Genomic DNA, 18,029 nt, shown 5'->3' with positions numbered 1-18,029 from the left:
ATTTTTAGTCATTCAAAATAAGCGAGGAGTTTCGGCGCGTCGGCCGCACACCGTGAGTAGCCTTCATCCATGAGCTTCCACATCGAGCACACCCTCGACAGCCGGCGTGCGAGCACCGGCGCCTTCGACTCCCTCGGCGAGGCGGTGATGGCGGCGTTGGGCGTGAAGCTCCCGCCCGTTCTCGTCGTCGACGACTCCGCCGACAGTGGCGCCGACGCCGTCGCCGCCGTCCTGAAGAAGGGCGAGGTGCTCACCGCGACACCTGAGCCTGAGTGGTGGGGTCGGGTGAAGAAGGCGTCGCAGGACAAGCTGCTCGCCGGAGGCCGGCTCGATGCCGCCGTGGTGACGGATCTCACCGATGCCGGTGGTGCAGTGGCAGCGACGGCATGGGAGAGCGGCCCCGTCGAGGAGTGGGAGCTGACGCCGGCATCCGACCACGACTGGGTGCGCTTCGAAGCCGCTCGGCGGTCGATCCGAGGCTGACGCCCCGCCGACACGTCTGCCGATGCATGAGAAAGGCCCGGCTTCCTCGAAAGGAACCGGGCCTGTCTCTCATTCACTGCTCGCTGTGCGCGAGGGGGGACTTGAACCCCCACGTCCATAAGGACACTGGCACCTGAAGCCAGCGCGTCTACCATTCCGCCACTCGCGCGAGTATGTCGGGCTCCGAAGAACTCAACTTCCCAAAGATATCACGCGTTTCGCCCATCGATGAAACCGGCGCCGCCGCGGTCTGCAGGAGTCGGGCACGGATGCCGGACGAGAGGATGTTCTTCGGTCCTGCAGACGTGCCGAGGTCCTGCATCCGGCGCATCCCACTCCCCCACTCCCCCGGAATCTCGGCGTTTTCCCGCCTCGCGAGGGCGTTCACCCAGCACACCTCGCTACGATGTGCCTACCGGTCGGCATGCCAGAGGAGCCCAGTGGGACTACTTGACAGCTTTGAGAAGGGTCTCGAGCGCGCTGTGAACAGCGCCTTCGCGAAGACCTTCCGCAGCGGCATCCAGCCCGTGGAGATCGCTTCCGCCCTTCGGCGCGAAGCGGACACCAAAGCGGCTGTGGTGAGCAGGGACCGCATCATCGCGCCCAATAACTTCGTCGTGCGCCTCAGCACCGACGACGCCGAGCGCATGCAGGGGCTCGGCGGAGCCCTCACCGACGAACTGCACGCGCTTCTCACCAAGCACGCGAAGTCGCAGGGTTACAGCTTCTCCGGCCCGCTCTCGATCTCGCTCGAGGGTGACGACAAGATCGCGACCGGCACGGTCAACGTCAGCTCAGGAACCGTCGAGGGCCGCGTCGAGTGGCAGGCCGTGATCGACGTCGACGGCCGTCGCCACTCGCTCACCCGCGCACGCACCGTCATCGGCCGCGGAACGGATGCCGACATCACGATCGCCGACGCCGGATCCAGCCGTAAGCACGTCGAGGTCCTCTGGGACGGAGAGCGCGCCATGATGCGCGATCTCGGCTCGACGAATGGCACCAAGGTCGACGGCCAGAAGGTGCGCGAAGCCGCCCTTCCCTCCGACACCACCCTGACCATCGGACGCACCGACCTGGTGTTCCGCATCGTTCCCGTCGCCACCCCGTCGCGCCCGCCCCGGCCGCGCGACGATGACGCGACCCGCGCGTTCGGGGCCATCTCGTGAGCACACCCAGTGAACTCGTCCTCCTGCTGCTGCGCGTGGGCTTCCTGCTGCTGCTGTGGTTCTTCGTGTTCGGCGTCGTCTACTCGCTGCGCGCCGATCTGTTCGGCATGAAGGTCCGCAAGCTCCCGGCCGAGGTCGCGGCGGCGTCGCCTGCTCCGACGCAGTCGCCCGCATCCGCCCCGGCCTCGCGCCCCGCGTCGTCGAAGCCCAGCACCGGTCCCGCGACGGTCGCGACGGCCAAGCGGCTCGTCATCACCTCCGGTCCGAAGGCGGGGCTCGAGCTCCCCCTCGGCAACGAGACGTTGACGATCGGACGCTCCAGCGAATCCGCCCTCGTGATCCGCGACGACTACACGTCCAGTCACCACGCACGTCTGATGCTCCGCGGCGACAGCTGGGCCATCCAGGACCTCGACTCGACCAACGGCACCTTCGTGGCCGGCCAGCGCGTGACCGGCGCTCCCGTCGCCCTCGCCCTCGGCACGCCCATCAAGGTGGGCGCCACGACCTTCGAGCTGCGAGCCTGACCCCGGCATGGTCTTCGAAGGCTCGAGCGCCGCGATCTCCCACACCGGGAAGGTCCGCTCCAACAACCAGGATTCCGGGTACTCCGGGGCGAATCTCTTCGTCGTCGCCGACGGCATGGGCGGTCACGCCGGCGGTGACGTCGCCTCGAGCATCGCGATCCACCGGATGGAGCCGCTCGACCAGCCGTACTCGTCGGTCGACGACGCACAGGCCTCTCTGCAGGCCGCCGCGACCACCGCGGCCGGCGATCTGATCCGCGCCGCCAAGGACCGTCCCGAGCTCGCCGGACTCGGCACCACGCTCAGCGCCGTCATCATGGTCGACGACTACGCGGTCATCGGCCATATCGGCGACTCGCGCATCTACCTCTACCGCGACGACGCGGTGACGCAGATCACGGCCGACCACACCTTCGTGCAGCGACTCGTCGACTCGGGCCGCATCACCCCCGAAGAGGCGCGATACCACCCGCGTCGCTCGGTGCTCATGCGCGTGCTGAGCGACATGGACGCCGATCCCGAGCTCGACATGTTCGTGATGCACACCCAGCCGGGCGACCGCTGGCTGCTGTGCTCCGACGGCCTCTCGGGCGTCGTCGACGAGGCGCACATCCTCAAGGCGATGCGCATGGGGATGGCGCCTGGCCGCACGGCCGACAACCTGCTCAAGCAGGCGCTCGACGGCGGAGCCCCCGACAACGTGACGATCGTCCTCGTCGAGGTCGGCGGTCAGCACGCGATGCATTCCGGCACGGCGACGATCGTCGGCTCGGCATCGAACCCCGCCAACGTGACCGTTCCTCCGGTGCGCGCGCCCCGCGGCAACTGGCTGCACCCGGTGCGCCAGGCCGCGAACGAGCCCAGCCACTTCGAGCCGGCCCCCGAATACCTCGAGGAGCTCATCGAAGAGGACCGTCGACGCGCCAAGCGCCGCCGTCTCGGATGGATCGCCGGGATGCTGGTGGTCGTCGCGATGCTCGTGTTCGCCGCCTTCGCCGCCTACAGCTGGACGCAGACGCGCTACTTCGTCGGCGCCGACGACGACAGTGTCGTGATCTACCAGGGCGTGCAGCAGAACATCGGCCCGATCACCCTGTCGACTCCGCTCCGCGACACCGACATCCTGCTCGCCAACCTCCCGCCGTACCAACGTGATTCCGTGGAGCGCACGATCACGGCGCGGTCGTTCTCGGATGCCGAGGCCATCGTCGCGCGACTCCAGGCCGGCGCCGACCGCGTGATCGGCGAGACCCCGCTGCCCACTCCCCTGCCCACCGCGACGCCGACGGAGGACGCAGGATGACCACCGACGTCACGGCCGACACCAGCGTCATCAAGGCCCTCAAGAGAATGCGGATGCCGCAGACGCAGCGCAACCGCGAGTTCTGGCTGCTGCTCTTCGCCGTCGCTCTCAGTGGCGGCGCTCTCACGCTCGTGCAGCTCGGTGCTCTGGGTCTGATCGACCCCATGATCCTGGCGATCGGCGGTGGCCTCGCCGTTCTGGCCTTCGCCGTGCACTTCGTGCTGCGTGCCGTCGCGTCGGCCGCCGACCCGTTCCTGCTGCCGATCGCCACGCTGCTGACCGGCCTCGGCATCGCGATGATCTATCGCATCGACATCGCGAAGTCCCTCACAGGGTGGGACGCCTACTCGACGAAGCAGCTCGCGTGGACGGGCATCTCTCTCGCCGGGGCGATCGCGTGCGTGATCCTGCTGCGCAACTACCGGGTGCTGTTCCGCTACACCTACATCTTCGGCCTCTCCGGCATCCTGCTCCTGCTTCTCCCCTTCGTCCCGGGCCTGCGCATCCCCGATGCGAACGCCCAGGTCTGGGTGTCGCTCGGCGGCATGTTCGCCTTCCAGCCCGGCGAGCTCGCCAAGATCTGCCTCGCGATCTTCTTCGCGGGCTATCTCGTGCGCACGCGGGAGAGCCTGACGTCTGTCGGCACGAAGTTCCTCGGCATCATGTGGCCGCGCATGCGCGAACTCGGACCGGTTCTGGTGGTGTGGGCGATCTCGCTCGGCATCATCGTCATCCAGCGCGACCTCGGAACCGGAACCCTGATCTTCGGCATGTTCGTCGCGATGCTCTACGTCGCGACCGGCAAGACGAGCTGGGTGCTCATCGGCCTCGCCCTCGTGGCTGCGGGTGTCGCGGTGGCGACACAGATCCTCAGCTACGTGCAGGGCCGCTTCGTCAACTGGCTGTTCCTCTTCGACCCCGAGAAGGTCGACCCCGACGGCGCCGGCTTCCAGCCCATGCAGGGCCTGTTCGGGCTGGCGCACGGCGGCCTTCTCGGCACGGGCTGGGGTCAGGGACGCCCCGACGTCACGCCCCTCGCCCACAGCGACTACATCATCACGAGCCTCGGCGAGGAGATCGGCCTGATCGGGCTGTTCGCGATCCTCTGCCTCTACATGGTCTTCGTGAGCCGTGGCGTGCGCATCGGACTGGCGGGTCAGGACGACTTCGGCAAGCTGCTCGCCATCGGCCTCTCGTTCACCATCGCGCTGCAGGTGTTCATCATGGTCGGCGGCGTGACGAGGGTCATCCCGCTGACCGGTCTGACCACGCCGTTCCTCGCCGCCGGTGGATCCTCGCTCATCGCCAACTGGCTGATCGTGGCCATCCTGCTGCGCATCTCCGACGGCGTCCGCAGCCAACCCCGGGCGGTGATCGGCTGACATGACCAAAGAACTCCGCCGTCTCAGCATCGTGATGCTGTTCATGTTCCTGTCGCTGTTCGCCGCGACCAGCTGGATCCAGGTCGTCGAGGCCGACGCCCTCGGGCAGAACCCGAACAACAGGCGCACGCTCCTCGACAGCTACGAGATCCAGCGCGGGTCGATCATCGTCGACGACGTCGCGATCGCCTCCTCGACCCCCTCGGACGACCGCTACCAGTTCCAGCGCGTCTACACGGATGCCGCGATGTGGGCCCCTGTCACCGGGTACTTCAACCCGGCGCTGCAGTCGGCGACCGGCATCGAGCGGGCGATGAACGCCGACCTGTCGGGAACGGGATCGAGCGCCTTCTTCGCCGAGATCGAGCGGATCCTCTCGGGTCAGCCGCAGAGCGGATTCAGCGTCGAGCTGACCCTCGACACGGCCGCGCAGCGCGCCGCATACGACGCTCTGCAGGGCCTCAACGGCGCGGTCGTCGCTATCGAGCCGAAGACCGGGCGCATCCTCGCACTGGTGTCGACCCCCGGGTTCGACACCAACCAGCTCGCGACGCACGACGCGGATGCCGCGAACGCGACCTACGACCAGCTCGACGAAGACCCCACGAAGCCCCTCTCGAACCGAGCGATCGCCGGCGACCTCAACCCTCCCGGCTCGACGTTCAAGCTCGTCGTGGCGGCCGCGGCCTACGCGTCGGGCAACTGGACGCCCGACTCGACGCTCCCGAACCCGGCCCGCTATCAGCTGCCCGGCTCGACGAACACGGTCGCGAACGCCTGGGGCGGCACGTGCGGCAGCGGAGACACCGTGTCGATCTCCGAAGCCATCCGCCTGAGCTGCAACATCCCGATGGCCGAGCTCGCCGTCGAGCTCGGCGATGACGCGATCCGCGAGATGGCGGAGAAGTTCGGGTTCAACCGGAGCTTCTCGACGCCGCTCGAATCGACTCCGTCGAGCTACCCGCGTGCCCTCGACGACGCGCAGACCGCCCTCACCGGATTCGGCCAGGGACAGGTCACCGCGACGCCGCTGCAGATCGCGATGGTGGCGGCCGGCATCGCGAACGACGGCGTCGTGATGAACCCCCGTCTGGTCGACACGGTGATCGGCAACGACCTCTCGGTCATCCGTTCGTACGACGACACCCAGTTCGGTCAGACGACCGATGCGACGATCGCCGATCAGATCACGGCGTCGATGGTCGCGAGCGTCTCAAACGGCGCTGCGCAGGGTGCAAGAATAGACGGGGTCGATGTGGCGGGGAAGACCGGCACGACCGAGAACGATAACAAGCCGTACACGTTGTGGTTCACCGGTTTCGCGCCGGCGGACGACCCCGAGGTGGCAGTAGCGGTCCTCGTCGAAGACGGCGGTGGACAAGGGCAGTCAGGATCCGGCGACACCATCGCCGCTCCGATTGCAAAGAAGGTCATAGAGGCGGTGCTGGGCAGATGAGACCGACGCAGGGTGTGTCGTTCGGTGGTCGCTACGAGCTGCAGTCGCGTATTGCGATCGGCGGCATGGGCGAGGTGTGGGAGGCGACGGATCACGTCATCGGTCGCACCGTGGCCATCAAGATCCTCAAGGACGAGTACATGGGGGACCCCGGGTTCCTCGAGCGGTTCCGCGCTGAGGCGCGCCATGCCGCACTCGTCAACCACGAGGGCATCGCGAGCGTCTTCGACTACGGCGAGGAGAACGGCAGCGCCTATCTCGTCATGGAGCTCGTTCCCGGCGAGGCCCTCTCGACCGTGCTCGAGCGCGACGGCGCCCTGAGCGCCGACAAGACCCTCGACATCGTCGCGCAGACGGCATCCGCTCTGCAGGCCGCGCATGCGGCAGGTCTCGTGCACCGTGACATCAAGCCGGGAAACCTGCTGATCACGCCTGACGGCCGCGTCAAGATCACCGACTTCGGCATCGCCCGCATCGCCGACCAGGTGCCGCTGACGGCCACCGGCCAGGTCATGGGCACCGTGCAGTACCTCTCGCCCGAGCAGGCGTCGGGGCACCCGGCGTCACCCGCGACCGACACGTACTCGCTCGGCATCGTCGCCTACGAGTGCCTCGCAGGCAAGCGGCCCTTCACGGGTGAATCGCAGGTCGCGATCGCGATGGCGCAGATCAACGAGCAGCCTCCGCCGCTGCCGCCGACCGTGCCGATCCCGGTGCAGAACCTCGTCATGGCGATGATCGCCAAGAAGCCCGCCGACCGCCCGTCGTCGTCGGCCACCGTGGCACGCGCCGCCCAGGCTCTGCGCCGAGGCGACCTGAACTCCGCTGCCATCGCGGTGCCGGCCATCGCGACCGGTGGTGTCGCCTCCGACGACGCCACCCGGCTGCTCACCGCATCGGGCGACGACGGCACGACGCGCATCCTCCCCACGACGGCCCAGCTGCCCACCGGCGAGCAGGCCGAGGAGGAAGCCGAGAAGAAGAAGAAGCGCAGCCCCTGGACGTGGCCGCTGATCGCTCTCATCGCACTGCTCGTGATCGTGCTCGGTGGAACCGTGTTCGCCCTGATGAATCAGGGCGACCCGGATCCCGAGCCGACCCAGTCGGAGACCGTGTCGCAGACCCCGAAGCCGACACCGACCGAGACCGAGACGCCCGAGCCCGAGCTCGTGGACGTCGATGCTCTCGGTCTCGTGGGGATGCAGTGCGATGCCGCGCAGACCGCTGCCGCCAACGCCGGACTCCAGGCCGAGTGCGTGGTGGGCAACACCATCGCTCCCAACGCGAACCAGGTCGGCACGGTCGAGTCCGTGCAGCCCGGCGGCAACGTTCCCGAGGGCACGGCCATCACGCTGACGACCTTCAAGGAGCAGGTGAAGGTGGGCAAGCCCTCGGGCACCCCGACCATCGCCGGCACCGCCACCGAGGGCGAGCCCGTGACCCTCAACTGGCCGAGCTTCGAGTGCCCCTCGGGCACCCCGGCGCGATCGGCCTTCGAGGTGACGCTCACCAACGCGACGTTCTCCGGCGGCAACGCCGGCGAGTCCATCCGCAGCTTCGGACCCAGCGTGCTCTCGACGCAGATCGTCCCCGGCACGGCCGGACAGTCGATCACCGCCACGTTCCGCGTCTTCTGCGGCAGCGACATGCCGTCCGAGCAGTCGGATGCCATGCCGGGCGTCGTCATCCTGCCCGCCGCGCCGGGCGCCGATGAAGGCGACGCAGACGGCGGAGACTCAGGCGAATAACCCGCTCCCGCCGTAGGCTGGAGCATCCACAAGGTCGTATCAGGGGGTCACTACGTGTCGACAGAGCCACGCGTTCTCGCGGGTCGCTATCGCGTCGACGAGCTCATCGGGCACGGCGGCATGGCGAAGGTGTACCGCGGGTACGATCTGACGCTCGGTCGTGCGGTGGCGATCAAGATCCTCGACCCCGAACTGGCTCGCGACAACGCGTTCCGCACGCGATTCCGTCTCGAGGCCCAGTCCGCGTCGCGCATGTCGCACCCGTCGATCGTCCGCGTCTACGACGCCGGCGACCCCTCGACGACCGACAGCAGCACGGATGAGCCTCCGTACATCATCATGGAGCTGATCAGCGGCACGCTGCTGAAGGACATCATCGCCAAGGGCCCGGTGCCCGTCGACGATGCCGTGCGCTATGTCGACGGCATCCTCGAGGCGCTGGACTACTCGCATCGTGCGGGTGTCGTGCACCGCGACATCAAGCCTGGCAACGTGATGGTGACCGACAAGGGCCAGGTCAAGGTCATGGACTTCGGGATCGCCCGAGCCGTGTCCGACTCATCATCGACGGTCGCCGAGACCACCCAGATCATCGGCACCGCGGCATACTTCTCACCCGAGCAGGCCAAGGGCGAACCGGTCGACGCACGCGCCGACCTCTACTCGACCGGCGTCGTGCTCTATGAACTGCTCACCGGCCGTCAGCCGTTCCGCGGCGAATCCCCTGTGGCCGTCGCCTACCAGCACGTCAGCGAGACTCCGGTCCCTCCGACCGAGGTGAACGAGGACTCCCCCGGCGCGCTCGACCCGATCGTCCTGCGCGCGCTGGCCAAGGATCCCTACCAGCGATACCCGGATGCCGCGCACTTCCGCGCTGCGCTCGACTCGGCGGTCTCCGGCCACGCGCCGAGCCGCAAGGAGCTCGGCGCGCTCACGAGCGAGCTGTACGGACCGAATCCGCGTGCCGCGCAGGAGACCGCCCGGTCGCTCCGCCAGCTGAGCACCGACACCACGATGGCCCGCACGCAGTCGGGTCCGCCCGTCGCGTGGATCTGGGCCGGTGTGGCACTGCTCGCCGTTCTTCTCGCCTCAGTGCTGTTCTGGGTCTGGACACTCAGCATGCGCCCGGACGACGTGCCGTCGAGCTCGCGCGTGGTGCCTGATCTCGTCAATGTCTCGTCCGAGCGCGCCCAGGATGATCTCGGCAAGCTCGATCTCACCTCGAAGCTGGTGCTCGAGTCCAGCAACGACATCGTCGAGGGCAACGTGACCCGCACAGACCCTGCGTCCGGCACCGCCGTGAGCGAGGGCGATTCCGTGACGGTCTACGTGTCCTCCGGCAAGGAGACGGTCGTCGTCCCGATGCTCGAGGGCCTGTCTCTGACTGCCGCCAAGGACGCACTCGCGGCGGCAGGGCTCGAACTGGGCACGGTCATCCAGCGCAACGACAAGGGGCTGGCGGCCGAGACGGTGATGGAAGCCAGCGAGGCGGCCGACACCGAGGTCGCACCGCAGACCATCGTGAATCTCGTCGTCGCGAGCGGCCGGGTCACCCTCACCGACGTCACCGGGTGGACGATGGAAGCGGCTCAGGCTGAGCTCGAACGCATCGGCCTCACGCCCAGTCCGGTCGAGCTGATCGACTGCACGCCGACCGAACCGCCCACCGTGTCGTCGATGTCGGCCGCGCCGGGAGACGTGGCGATCGGCTCGACGGTCGAACTGCGCTACTGCGTCGCCGCCGGCTGATCCACACGAGCGTCGGGGCCCGACAGCGGGTGCAGTGCCGCTGAGCGTGCCACGGCATGTGCGTCGCCGCACAGTTCGAGCCAGTTGGCGAGCAGACGGTATCCGCCTTCGGTCAGCACGCTCTCGGGGTGGAACTGCACCCCGAGTATGGGCAGACGGGTGTGCTCCAGTGCCATGACGGTGCCGCTCGCGGTGCGCGCTGTGACGGCCACGTCAGCCGGCAGGTCGGTCTCCGCGAGAGCGAGGGAGTGATATCTGCCCGCGTCGAACGGCGACGGGATGCCGGCGAAGAGCGCTGATCCGTCGTGCGTGACCGGCGACACCATGCCGTGCATCAGCTCAGGCGCCTCTGAAACGGTGGTGCCGAACGCGGCGCCGATCACCTGATGCCCCAGGCAGACGCCGAGAAGTGGCATCCGGATCCTCGCGGCGAGCCGCACGGCGTCGACGGAGACGCCGGCATCGTCAGGGGTGCCCGGGCCGGGAGAGAGCAGCAGCGCGTCGAAGTCCGGCAGCATCACCGCGAGTTCAGCGGCATCGATGGTATCCGCCTCGATCAGCGTGACGTCGGCACCGAGCTCGCGCAGGTAACCCACGAGCGTGTGCACGAAGCTGTCGCGGTTGTCCACGACGAGCACGCGGGTCATTCGAGGTCGACCTCGCCCGGGGTGATCAGCGGGCTCACCCAGGGGAAGACGTACCAGAAGAGCCCGTAGAGCACCGCTGCGACGAGCACGAGGAGGATGAAGAGCTTCAGCCACCACGGGCCGGGGAGGATGCGCCAGAGTGCGGCGTACATGGGTCGTCTCTTTCCGTTCGGCTAGATCGACGGCGCGGCCGGCGGAGGCGGTGGATCGGTGAGCGCGGCGGGCGGACCCTCGGCGCGGGGCTGGAAGCTCTCGTACACGCCGTAGGCGACGATGCGCTCGGCGAGGGAGTACAGCGGCGAACAGGCGGTCAGCGTGATGTACTTCTCCCCCGTCGCGACGCCGGGCATCTGCGGCACATCGAGCAGCACGTCCGTCTGCGTGGGCTTGACGTACTCCAGCGTCCGGAAGCGGTACGTGAACCATCCGTCAGGCGTCTCGACGACGATCGCGTCGCCGACCTGGAGCTTGTCGAGCTGGTTGAAGGGCTTGCCCCAGGTGGTGCGGTGGCCGGCCATCGCGAAGTTGCCGACCTCACCGGGCATCTTCGAGTCGGTGTAGACGCCGATCCCGAGCTTGTCGAGCGTGCGCGCGCGGGTCGTACCGCCGTAGATGCCGACGTTGTACTCGGCACCGAAGCGCGGCACGTGCATCTGGCCGAGGAGCTCGGTGTCGGCCGGAGCGGCGGGGATCACGGGCTCGAAGACTGTCGCTCCGTCGTCGGTCTCGACGACCGGTGGGAGCTCGGGAGCGGGTGCGTTCGCCCATTCCTGCGAGACCGCCGCACCCTCTTCGTTCTTCTGGGCCGCGATGATGATGTCGCCGATCCACATCTGCCACGCGACGAAGAGAAGCACGATCACTCCGCCCGTGAGCAGCAGCTCGCCGAGCACGCTGGTGAAGGTCGCGCGCGACCGGGGGCGGCGGCGGTGTGCACGTCGCTCCCCCGAGACGACGGATGCAGTCATGGCGACATGCTATCCGCCAGACCTGTACTCCCGCCCTGCGGCCCTGGTTTTCCGCGCGATATGACACTCTTGGGTACACTGTGGGAATGGCACGCGACCGCAAGACCGAAGAACCCGAAGCTCCGCGCAGCGAAGGCGAAGCCGCACCCAACGCCGTGTGGTTCAAGCCGGTGATGGTCGGCTTCATGCTCCTCGGTCTCGTGTGGATCCTCGTGTTCTACATCTCGGGCATGCAGTTCCCGATCCCGGGGCTCGACAACTGGAACCTTGCGATCGGCCTGGGCATCGCCCTGATCGGCTTCCTGATGACCACACGCTGGCGCTGACGCCCGCCCCACCGATTTCGAAGAAGGCCCCTCTCGCGTCGGCGAGAGGGGCCTTCTTCTGAGTTATCCACAGGTTATCCCCAACATGGGGAGAATTACACAGATGTTATTCACATCGGTCAACAACCCTGTTAACAACTTCTGATCAGGAGTAAACCGTCGTGATCAGGAACGGTACCAACAGGGCGACGATCAGGACGAGCGCGACGACGACGGCAACGAGCAGCACGATCTGTAGCGTCCGCTGCTCACGCCGTCGGGTCCTCGTGAGGATGAACGCCACGAGCGCACCGACGATCGCCCCGCCGAGATGCGCCTGCCAGGCGATGTTCTGAGAGAACACGAAGCCGACGACGAAGTTGATGCCGAGGATCACGAGGATGCCGGTCACGTTCGCCCCGATGTGCCGTCCGATGATCAGCAAGGCGGCCATCAGGCCGAAGATCGCGCCGGAGGCGCCCACCGTCGCGGTTCCGGGCGCGAGCAATGCGACGGCGACGGAACCGCCGAGTCCGCTGATCAGGTACAGCGACAGGAAGCGGATTCGGCCGAGCATCGGTTCGAGACTCTGACCCAGCATCCACAGCGCGAGCATGTTGAGCGCGAGATGCAGGAAACCGCCATGCACGAACACCGCGGTGAGAAGCCGCCACGGTTCGAACGGCATGAGCGATAGATCCGGATACAGATAGCCCGCGGCGAAGAGCAGCTGGCCCGTGATCGCCTGGCCCACTCCCGGGATGAGCTGAAGGAGCCCGATGAACGACGTGATCGCCAGCAGCGAGTACGTGACGACGGGCTTGCCGCTGCCACGCGAGGCGAGTGCGGCGCCGCGCCCGCCCCAGCGACGCTCGGCGCGCTTCTGGGCGGGACTGCGGTTCTTTCGCTCTGCGGCCATGCACTCGGGGCAGATGACCCCGACAGCCGCCTGCGTCTGGCATTCGGGGCAAATCGTGCGCAGGCACCGCTGACAGAGCACGAAGCTCTGCCGATCCGGATGCCGGTAGCAGAAGTTGTCGCGGTTGTCCGCGAACTCAGGCGTCGTCATCCGGATCGGCCAGCGTCGGCGTCAGGCCGCGACGATGTCGATCGACTGCAGCACGACCGGCTCGATGGGACGGTCGCCCGCAGCCGTCGGCACAGCGGCGATCGCGTCGACGACAGCCTTGGAGGCGTCATCGGCGACCTCGCCGAAGATCGTGTGCTTGCCCTGAAGCCAGGGGGTGGGGTCGGTCGTGATGAAGAACTGCGAGCCGTTGGTGCCCTCGGCCTTGCCTGTGATGGCGTTGCGACGCAGACCGGCGTTGGCCATGGCGAGGATGTAGGGCTCGTTGAAGTTGAGCTCCATGTTGATCTCGTCGTCGAAGTTGTATCCGGGGCCCCCGACGCCCTGTCCGAGCGGGTCGCCGCCCTGGATCATGAAGTTCGGGATGATGCGGTGGAAGATGACGTCCTTGTAGAGAGCACCCTCGCCCGGCTTGCCGGTGGCGGGGTGCGTCCACTCCTGGGTGCCGTCGGCGAGGCCGACGAAGTTCTTGACCGTCTTCGGGGCGTGGTCGCCGAAGAGGTTGATGACGATGTCACCGTGGTTGGTGTGCAGGGTTGCGACATGAGAAGCGTGAGCCATGGGTCCATTCTCGCAGAGCTTCCCATGAGTTGGCCCGCGTCTAGCGCTCATCGGCCTGCGACGCAAGGGTTCGGCGATTCCCTCGCCCCATACACGGTCGCGTGGCAAGATGGGGAATCCGTACTCCAATCGACAGGAGAGCATCGTGAGCATCAGCCGCAAGCGGAAGAAGGAGCTGCGTCGTCTTCAGAACGACGCCAACCAGCTCTGGGAGAACCAGCAGGTCCTCGTCGGCCACGCCGCCGACGTCGCGCGTGAAGCCGGACGTCAGCTCGGCCACTTCGGTCGCGAGCAGGTCGGTCCTGTCGTCCAGGACACCTACAACCGTCGCGTCGCACCGGTCGTCGACCGCGGCGTCCGCTTCGGTCACCACGTGGTGGACGACAAGGTCGTCCCCATCGTCGGCGGAGTCGTCGGCACCGCGCTCACCGCGTGGGATGTCGCGAACGCCAAGCGCGAAGGCGTCGTGAAGAAGGTCAGGAAGGCCACTCAGCCCGAGCCGAAGGGCCCGAGCGTCGGTTCGGTCATCGCCCTGATCCTCGGAGTCGCCGCAGCGGCCGGCGTTCTCTACGCCGCGTGGCAGGCACTGCGCGCAGACGACGAGCTCTGGGTCGCAGACGACCCGCTCTCCGCACCTGACGCGTGACCTCGACATCGGAGCCCCCGGCCACTGAGCCGGGGGATCTCCATGCCCGGGTGAGGGACGCCGCAGCGGCTCGCGGACTCGACATCGAGATCCGCGAGCGTCCTGCCGCCCGCAGTCTCTTCGAGGCGGCTGAGCTGCTCGGCATCCCTCCCTCCGGCATCGTCAAGACGCTCGTCGTCAAGCGTTCGGATGACACGTATCTCTTCGCGCTGGTTCCCGGCGGCAGATCGATCTCGTGGCCGAAGCTGCGTGCGGTCGTCGGAGTGAACAAGCTCCGCCTGCCCGAGCCGGATCTCGCCCTCGCGGCGACCGGCTACGAGCGCGGAACAATCGTGCCCATCGGCAGCACCACGGACTGGCCGGTCTTCGCCGACGAGTCGATCGTCGGGCAGCGGATCGCCATGGGTGCCGGCGCTCACGGCTACAGCCTCTTCGTCGACGCCGATGACCTCATCGCCGCGTACGGTGCCACAGTCGCCGACATCTCGGTGCCCGAAGAGGCCCGCGACTGAGTCAGAGGATGCCGGCCATCCGTAGCGAGATGTCGACCAGCTTGACCCTCTGCAGTTCCTTCACGGCTTTCAGTGGGAACCACTCGGCCATGTCGGTCGAGCCATCGGCCTCGAATGTCAGCTTGCCGCCCGTCACCGACGCCCGGTAGACGATGCGCAGGGTGTGCAGAGGCTGATCCGACTGGTTCACCCGCTGGCTCGCCGGGATCACCCTCGAATGGATGCCCAGCAGCTCGCCGACCTTGACCGTGTAGCCGGTCTCCTCGCGCAGCTCACGCCGCACGGCGTCCTCGGGAGCCTCACCCGGTTCCAGCCCTCCGCCGGGCATCGTCCATGCCACTCGACGACCCTCGGTCCAGCGCGCGAGAAGTATGCGACCGTCGTCATCGGTGACGACCGCGTATGCCGCGACCCGCATATCCATGCGTCCACCATAGTGGCCGGGGTTCAGCCAGGGTACGCGCGTGACGATCCTGGACGAAACCTCGCCTTGAGAGGCGTCCGGCTCGTCACGCTCGACCCCGAGACATCGATCACGAATCAAGAAGCACAGCAGTGCGCCGCATCCGTAGTGTGAGATTCATCGCAGATCACACAGTGAAAGGAGTCGGCCATGGTTGACAACGAGAAGAACTTCAGTGCCGAAGAGCGCGAGGCGATGAAGGAGGCCGCGGCCGACAAGCGCAAGTCTCGGTCTCGTGCCAAGAAGACCCCGGAAGAGGTGCGGGCCGAGGGTGTCGCAGACCTCGAGGCGGCGATCGCGAAGCTTCCCGATGACAACGATCGAGAGCTGTCGAAGGCTCTCCACGACCTCGTGACCGAGGTCGCTCCCGAGCTCATGCCGCGGACGTATTACGGCATGCCCGCTTGGGGCAAGGACGGCAAGGTGCTCTGCTTCTTCCAGCCGGCCAGCAAGTTCAAGGTCAGGTACGGCACGTTCGGTTTCGAGCCGATCTCGAACCTCGACGACGGCACGATGTGGCCGACCGCATACGCGCTGCTCGATCTCTCGGCCGCGAACCGCAAGGTTCTCACCGAGCGCATCCGCCTCGCCGTCAGCTGAGTCGCCGTTCCCGGGGAACGGCCGGCGCAGTAGCGTGGATGCCGTGAGCACACTGCCGTTCCCCGCCTCCGTGTACGCCGCTCGACTCGACCGCGCAGCAGCGCTTGCCGCTGACGCCGGTCTCGACGGGATAGTGGTGGGTCCTGGCCCTGATCTGGAGTATCTGGTCGGCGTCGAGGGAGACACGATCGAGCGCCTCACCGCACTCGTGCTCGGACCCGGCATCGCTCCCACCGTCATCGTGCCGCGCATGGAGTTGGCGAAGGTCAGGACCACCGCGGTGGGTGAGCTCGGCCTCGCCGTCTCCGACTGGGTCGACGGACAGAATCCCTACGACCTCGTGGCCGCCGCCCTGGGCGCAGTCACGCGAGTGGGAGTTTCAGACGCTCTGCCGGCGTTGCACGTGATCCCGCTCTCCGATCGGATCGACGTGCGCGTCGAGCTCGCCACCCCGGTGCTGCGTGAGGGCCGCATGATCAAGGATGCAGAAGAGGTCGCCGAGCTCCGGCGTGCCGGCTCCGCGATCGACGCCGTGCATCGTCGAGTGCCCGAGTGGCTGCGGCCGGGGCGCACCGAGCGCGAGGTGGCGGCCGACATCGCCGAGGCCATCGTGGCCGAGGGCCACCGCACCGTCGAGTTCGTCATCGTCGGCTCGGGACCCAACGGCGCGGATCCCCACCACGAGGTGTCCGACCGCGTGATCGAGGACGGAGACGTCGTCGTCGTCGACATCGGCGGTGCCGTGCCGAGCGGCTACAACTCCGACAGCACCCGCACCTACGTCGTCGGCACACCCGACAGTGAAGCCGCCGATCGCATCGCCGTGCTCGTCCGCGCTCAGCAGGCCGCCGTCGACGCCGTGCGCCCCGGCGCGACGGCCGAGGCTGTCGATGCCGCTGCGCGGTCCGTACTCGCCGAGGCGGGGCTCGGCGAGGCCTTCCTGCACCGCACGGGTCACGGCATCGGCGTCTCGGTACACGAAGAGCCCTACATCGCGCCCGGCAACGATCTCGTGCTGCGCGAGGGCATGGCGTTCAGCATCGAGCCCGGGATCTACTTCGCGGGCCGATGGGGTGCACGCATCGAGGACATCGTCGTCGTGACAGCCGACGGGTGCGAGCGTCTCAACGTCGCCCCGCACGACCTGCGCGCCGTCTGACCCCCGACCGCTGGCCGGAAGAGTACGACGAGACGAACGGACGGGTCAAGAGTCTCTTTCGTCGCTCGCGGGCCTGGATACGGTCTCTGCCATACCGCAGAGTGCACCGACCAGGAGGACACCATGAGTGACACAGCACGCACGGAACGCTATGCAGGAACCCCGATCCAGAAGACAGCCCTCATCGTGGGCATCGTCTTCCTCCTCGTCGGGATCGCGGGCTTCATCCCCGGACTCACCCACTCAGCCGAACACCTTCACGGCGCGGGCGCCGGATCAGAAGCCCACCTGCTGGGTGTCTTCCAGGTATCGGTGCTCCACAACTTCGTGCACCTCGCGTTCGCACTGGGCGGCATAGCCCTCGCGGCACGGGCACGGGCGTCTCGCCTCTATCTCATCGTCGGCGGCGCGCTCTACCTCGTGGTCTGGCTGTACGGCCTCATCGCGGTGGGCAATGACCAGCTCAACTTCATCCCGGTGAATGACGCCGATAACTGGCTGCACCTCGGACTCGGCGTCGGCATGATCCTCCTGGGCATCTTCGTGAATCGCGCGCCGCGCGTCTCTCGGACCCACGACAGCTCGCTGCGCGCCTGAATCTTCGGGAGGAGATCCGCACACGGGAGGGCGCTTGTCCGTCGACTCGTCCTCCGCATCGCAGATCTCCTCCCGATCGGGGGTACCCAGGTCCGGTCAAGCCCCTGGTCGACCTGATCATGGTCGGTTTGACTGGCGGCATGACCTCGGACGACAGCGCGAAGGGCGGCGGTGCGAGCGGCCCGGAGCGCACGCCCGACGGTCACCACGTCGTCATCGACGGCCGGCGGTGGCGCGCGACCGACCCCTCGATCCCCGAGACGTTCCGCCAGGAGCTGGTCAACGAGCTGATGGCTGCGCGGCGCGCGGTGAAGGCGCAGGAGCCGGACGCACGACGTCGGGTGCAGGACGCGAAGACCGCTCTCGGGGAACGAGGGGCGCCCTGGTGGGAGGACCGCACCGGCGACGACTTCGACGAGAGGATCGCGGCCGCGATGCGCGCGCTCATCCGCAAGCGGGGCGAGTCTTCGATCTGTCCGAGTGACGTCGCTCGGACTGTAGGCGGGGACTCGTGGCGCTCGACCATGTCGGACGTCCGCCGAATCGCGGCTGCACTCGCCGAGCGCGGCGAGATCGTAGTGACGCAGAAGGGCGAGAAGGTGTCCATCGACGACGCCAGAGGCCCGGTGCGCATGGTCCGCGGGCCGAACCTCTGATCACCCGCTCA

Annotated in this window: 21 protein-coding genes and 1 tRNA gene; 15 read left to right on the top strand and 7 right to left on the bottom strand. The window is 67.6% G+C overall.

Annotated elements, in window-relative coordinates:
- The first annotated feature begins 69 nt into the window (after positions 1-69).
- A complete protein-coding gene (locus SOM10_RS07915; RefSeq protein WP_320489362.1) occupies positions 70-483 on the top strand; it encodes a hypothetical protein in 414 nt (137 codons plus the stop codon).
- A gap of 86 nt (positions 484-569) precedes the next feature.
- On the opposite strand, the gene SOM10_RS07910 is transcribed toward SOM10_RS07915, so the two are convergent.
- Positions 570-652: transfer RNA gene (locus SOM10_RS07910), tRNA-Leu, on the bottom strand.
- Positions 653-923: 271 nt separating this feature from the next.
- Here SOM10_RS07910 and SOM10_RS07905 point away from each other — a divergent pair.
- Genes SOM10_RS07905 through pknB form a run of 7 tightly spaced genes read left to right on the top strand, consistent with a single transcriptional unit; the run spans position 924 to position 9,817 of the window.
- Positions 924-1,652 (top strand): FhaA domain-containing protein, encoded by a 729-nt coding sequence (locus tag SOM10_RS07905; RefSeq protein ID WP_053098273.1) that lies wholly within the window; start codon positions 924-926, stop codon positions 1,650-1,652.
- Entirely contained in the window at positions 1,649-2,179 is a 531-nt protein-coding gene (locus SOM10_RS07900) for an FHA domain-containing protein FhaB/FipA (protein ID WP_320489361.1), read from the top strand. The genes SOM10_RS07905 and SOM10_RS07900 overlap by 4 nt, the downstream gene beginning before the upstream one ends.
- Before the next feature lie 7 nt (positions 2,180-2,186).
- The gene (locus tag SOM10_RS07895; RefSeq protein WP_053098271.1) at positions 2,187-3,482 is read left to right on the top strand and encodes a PP2C family protein-serine/threonine phosphatase; all 1,296 of its coding nucleotides are present in this window, start codon (positions 2,187-2,189) and stop codon (positions 3,480-3,482) included.
- Entirely contained in the window at positions 3,479-4,864 is a 1,386-nt protein-coding gene (locus SOM10_RS07890; RefSeq protein ID WP_072590403.1) for an FtsW/RodA/SpoVE family cell cycle protein, read from the top strand. The genes SOM10_RS07895 and SOM10_RS07890 overlap by 4 nt, the downstream gene beginning before the upstream one ends.
- A gap of 1 nt (position 4,865) precedes the next feature.
- The gene (locus SOM10_RS07885; protein WP_056275724.1) at positions 4,866-6,320 is read left to right on the top strand and encodes a peptidoglycan D,D-transpeptidase FtsI family protein; all 1,455 of its coding nucleotides are present in this window, start codon (positions 4,866-4,868) and stop codon (positions 6,318-6,320) included.
- Positions 6,317-8,068, top strand: a complete 1,752-nt coding sequence (locus tag SOM10_RS07880) for a serine/threonine-protein kinase (protein ID WP_053098268.1) — start codon at positions 6,317-6,319, stop codon at positions 8,066-8,068. Before SOM10_RS07885 ends, SOM10_RS07880 begins: the two co-directional genes overlap by 4 nt.
- A gap of 54 nt (positions 8,069-8,122) precedes the next feature.
- Entirely contained in the window at positions 8,123-9,817 is a 1,695-nt protein-coding gene (gene pknB / locus SOM10_RS07875; protein ID WP_053098267.1) for a Stk1 family PASTA domain-containing Ser/Thr kinase, read from the top strand.
- Here the strand turns inward: pknB and SOM10_RS07870 are convergent.
- The 3 genes from SOM10_RS07870 to SOM10_RS07860 are packed head-to-tail and all read right to left on the bottom strand — an operon-like array spanning position 9,796 to position 11,432.
- Positions 9,796-10,464 carry an anthranilate synthase component II gene (locus tag SOM10_RS07870; RefSeq protein ID WP_320489358.1) on the bottom strand — a complete coding sequence of 223 codons (669 nt, stop codon included), beginning with the start codon at positions 10,462-10,464 and terminating at the stop codon, positions 9,796-9,798. The genes pknB and SOM10_RS07870 overlap by 22 nt on opposite strands.
- On the bottom strand, positions 10,461-10,616 hold the full coding sequence (locus SOM10_RS07865; protein ID WP_167947501.1) for a hypothetical protein: 156 nt from the start codon (positions 10,614-10,616) through the stop codon (positions 10,461-10,463). Before SOM10_RS07865 ends, SOM10_RS07870 begins: the two co-directional genes overlap by 4 nt.
- Positions 10,617-10,637: 21 nt before the next feature.
- Positions 10,638-11,432, bottom strand: a complete 795-nt coding sequence (locus SOM10_RS07860; protein WP_285363569.1) for a class E sortase — start codon at positions 11,430-11,432, stop codon at positions 10,638-10,640.
- A gap of 86 nt (positions 11,433-11,518) precedes the next feature.
- Between SOM10_RS07860 and SOM10_RS07855 the strand changes: the two genes are divergently transcribed.
- Positions 11,519-11,758 (top strand): cell division protein CrgA, encoded by a 240-nt coding sequence (locus tag SOM10_RS07855; protein ID WP_042541028.1) that lies wholly within the window; start codon positions 11,519-11,521, stop codon positions 11,756-11,758.
- A gap of 145 nt (positions 11,759-11,903) precedes the next feature.
- On the opposite strand, the gene SOM10_RS07850 is transcribed toward SOM10_RS07855, so the two are convergent.
- Positions 11,904-12,806: a rhomboid family intramembrane serine protease gene (locus SOM10_RS07850; RefSeq protein ID WP_053098263.1), complete on the bottom strand. Its 903-nt coding sequence runs from the start codon at positions 12,804-12,806 to the stop codon at positions 11,904-11,906.
- A 21-nt stretch (positions 12,807-12,827) separates the two neighbouring features.
- Positions 12,828-13,385, bottom strand: a complete 558-nt coding sequence (locus SOM10_RS07845; protein ID WP_053098262.1) for a peptidylprolyl isomerase — start codon at positions 13,383-13,385, stop codon at positions 12,828-12,830.
- 145 nt (positions 13,386-13,530) lie between these two features.
- Here SOM10_RS07845 and SOM10_RS07840 point away from each other — a divergent pair, with 145 nt between their 5' ends.
- Positions 13,531-14,031, top strand: coding sequence for a hypothetical protein (locus SOM10_RS07840; RefSeq protein ID WP_053098260.1), 501 nt, complete (start codon positions 13,531-13,533; stop codon positions 14,029-14,031).
- A gap of 50 nt (positions 14,032-14,081) precedes the next feature.
- Complete coding sequence (locus SOM10_RS07835; RefSeq protein WP_053098258.1) at positions 14,082-14,543, top strand: aminoacyl-tRNA deacylase; 462 nt, start codon at positions 14,082-14,084, stop codon at positions 14,541-14,543.
- A gap of 1 nt (position 14,544) precedes the next feature.
- Here the strand turns inward: SOM10_RS07835 and SOM10_RS07830 are convergent, their stop codons facing one another.
- Positions 14,545-14,967 carry an NUDIX hydrolase gene (locus tag SOM10_RS07830; protein ID WP_230101137.1) on the bottom strand — a complete coding sequence of 141 codons (423 nt, stop codon included), beginning with the start codon at positions 14,965-14,967 and terminating at the stop codon, positions 14,545-14,547.
- 189 nt (positions 14,968-15,156) lie between these two features.
- On the opposite strand from SOM10_RS07830, the gene SOM10_RS07825 reads away from it, so the two are divergent.
- The 4 genes from SOM10_RS07825 (at position 15,157) to SOM10_RS07810 (ending at position 18,018) form a co-directional block, all read left to right on the top strand.
- The gene (locus SOM10_RS07825) at positions 15,157-15,606 is read left to right on the top strand and encodes a DUF1801 domain-containing protein (RefSeq protein ID WP_320489348.1); all 450 of its coding nucleotides are present in this window, start codon (positions 15,157-15,159) and stop codon (positions 15,604-15,606) included.
- A gap of 43 nt (positions 15,607-15,649) precedes the next feature.
- The gene (locus SOM10_RS07820) at positions 15,650-16,765 is read left to right on the top strand and encodes a M24 family metallopeptidase (RefSeq protein WP_082298062.1); all 1,116 of its coding nucleotides are present in this window, start codon (positions 15,650-15,652) and stop codon (positions 16,763-16,765) included.
- 123 nt (positions 16,766-16,888) lie between these two features.
- Positions 16,889-17,362, top strand: a complete 474-nt coding sequence (locus SOM10_RS07815) for a DUF4383 domain-containing protein (protein WP_053098252.1) — start codon at positions 16,889-16,891, stop codon at positions 17,360-17,362.
- A 140-nt stretch (positions 17,363-17,502) separates the two neighbouring features.
- Entirely contained in the window at positions 17,503-18,018 is a 516-nt protein-coding gene (locus SOM10_RS07810) for a DUF3253 domain-containing protein (protein ID WP_320489342.1), read from the top strand.
- The last annotated feature ends 11 nt before the right edge of the window (positions 18,019-18,029 follow it).

Source organism: Microbacterium sp. CFBP9023, assembly GCF_034045055.1.
In the GTDB taxonomy this organism is placed as follows: Bacteria; Actinomycetota; Actinomycetes; order Actinomycetales; family Microbacteriaceae; genus Microbacterium.
This window is presented reverse-complemented; position numbering and strand designations above follow the sequence as displayed.

Coding starts and splice junctions, on each gene's coding strand:
- SOM10_RS07895 (WP_053098271.1), top strand. CDS start 2,187: ATGGTCTTCGAAGGCTCGAGCGCCGCGATCTCCCACACCGGGAAGGTC.
- SOM10_RS07860 (WP_285363569.1), bottom strand. CDS start 11,432: ATGACTGCATCCGTCGTCTCGGGGGAGCGACGTGCACACCGCCGCCGC.
- SOM10_RS07810 (WP_320489342.1), top strand. CDS start 17,503: ATGACCTCGGACGACAGCGCGAAGGGCGGCGGTGCGAGCGGCCCGGAG.
- SOM10_RS07915 (WP_320489362.1), top strand. CDS start 70: ATGAGCTTCCACATCGAGCACACCCTCGACAGCCGGCGTGCGAGCACC.
- SOM10_RS07830 (WP_230101137.1), bottom strand. CDS start 14,967: ATGGATATGCGGGTCGCGGCATACGCGGTCGTCACCGATGACGACGGT.
- SOM10_RS07865 (WP_167947501.1), bottom strand. CDS start 10,616: ATGTACGCCGCACTCTGGCGCATCCTCCCCGGCCCGTGGTGGCTGAAG.
- SOM10_RS07870 (WP_320489358.1), bottom strand. CDS start 10,464: ATGACCCGCGTGCTCGTCGTGGACAACCGCGACAGCTTCGTGCACACG.
- SOM10_RS07825 (WP_320489348.1), top strand. CDS start 15,157: ATGGTTGACAACGAGAAGAACTTCAGTGCCGAAGAGCGCGAGGCGATG.
- SOM10_RS07855 (WP_042541028.1), top strand. CDS start 11,519: ATGGCACGCGACCGCAAGACCGAAGAACCCGAAGCTCCGCGCAGCGAA.
- SOM10_RS07845 (WP_053098262.1), bottom strand. CDS start 13,385: ATGGCTCACGCTTCTCATGTCGCAACCCTGCACACCAACCACGGTGAC.
- SOM10_RS07850 (WP_053098263.1), bottom strand. CDS start 12,806: ATGACGACGCCTGAGTTCGCGGACAACCGCGACAACTTCTGCTACCGG.
- SOM10_RS07880 (WP_053098268.1), top strand. CDS start 6,317: ATGAGACCGACGCAGGGTGTGTCGTTCGGTGGTCGCTACGAGCTGCAG.
- SOM10_RS07890 (WP_072590403.1), top strand. CDS start 3,479: ATGACCACCGACGTCACGGCCGACACCAGCGTCATCAAGGCCCTCAAG.
- SOM10_RS07815 (WP_053098252.1), top strand. CDS start 16,889: ATGAGTGACACAGCACGCACGGAACGCTATGCAGGAACCCCGATCCAG.
- SOM10_RS07885 (WP_056275724.1), top strand. CDS start 4,866: ATGACCAAAGAACTCCGCCGTCTCAGCATCGTGATGCTGTTCATGTTC.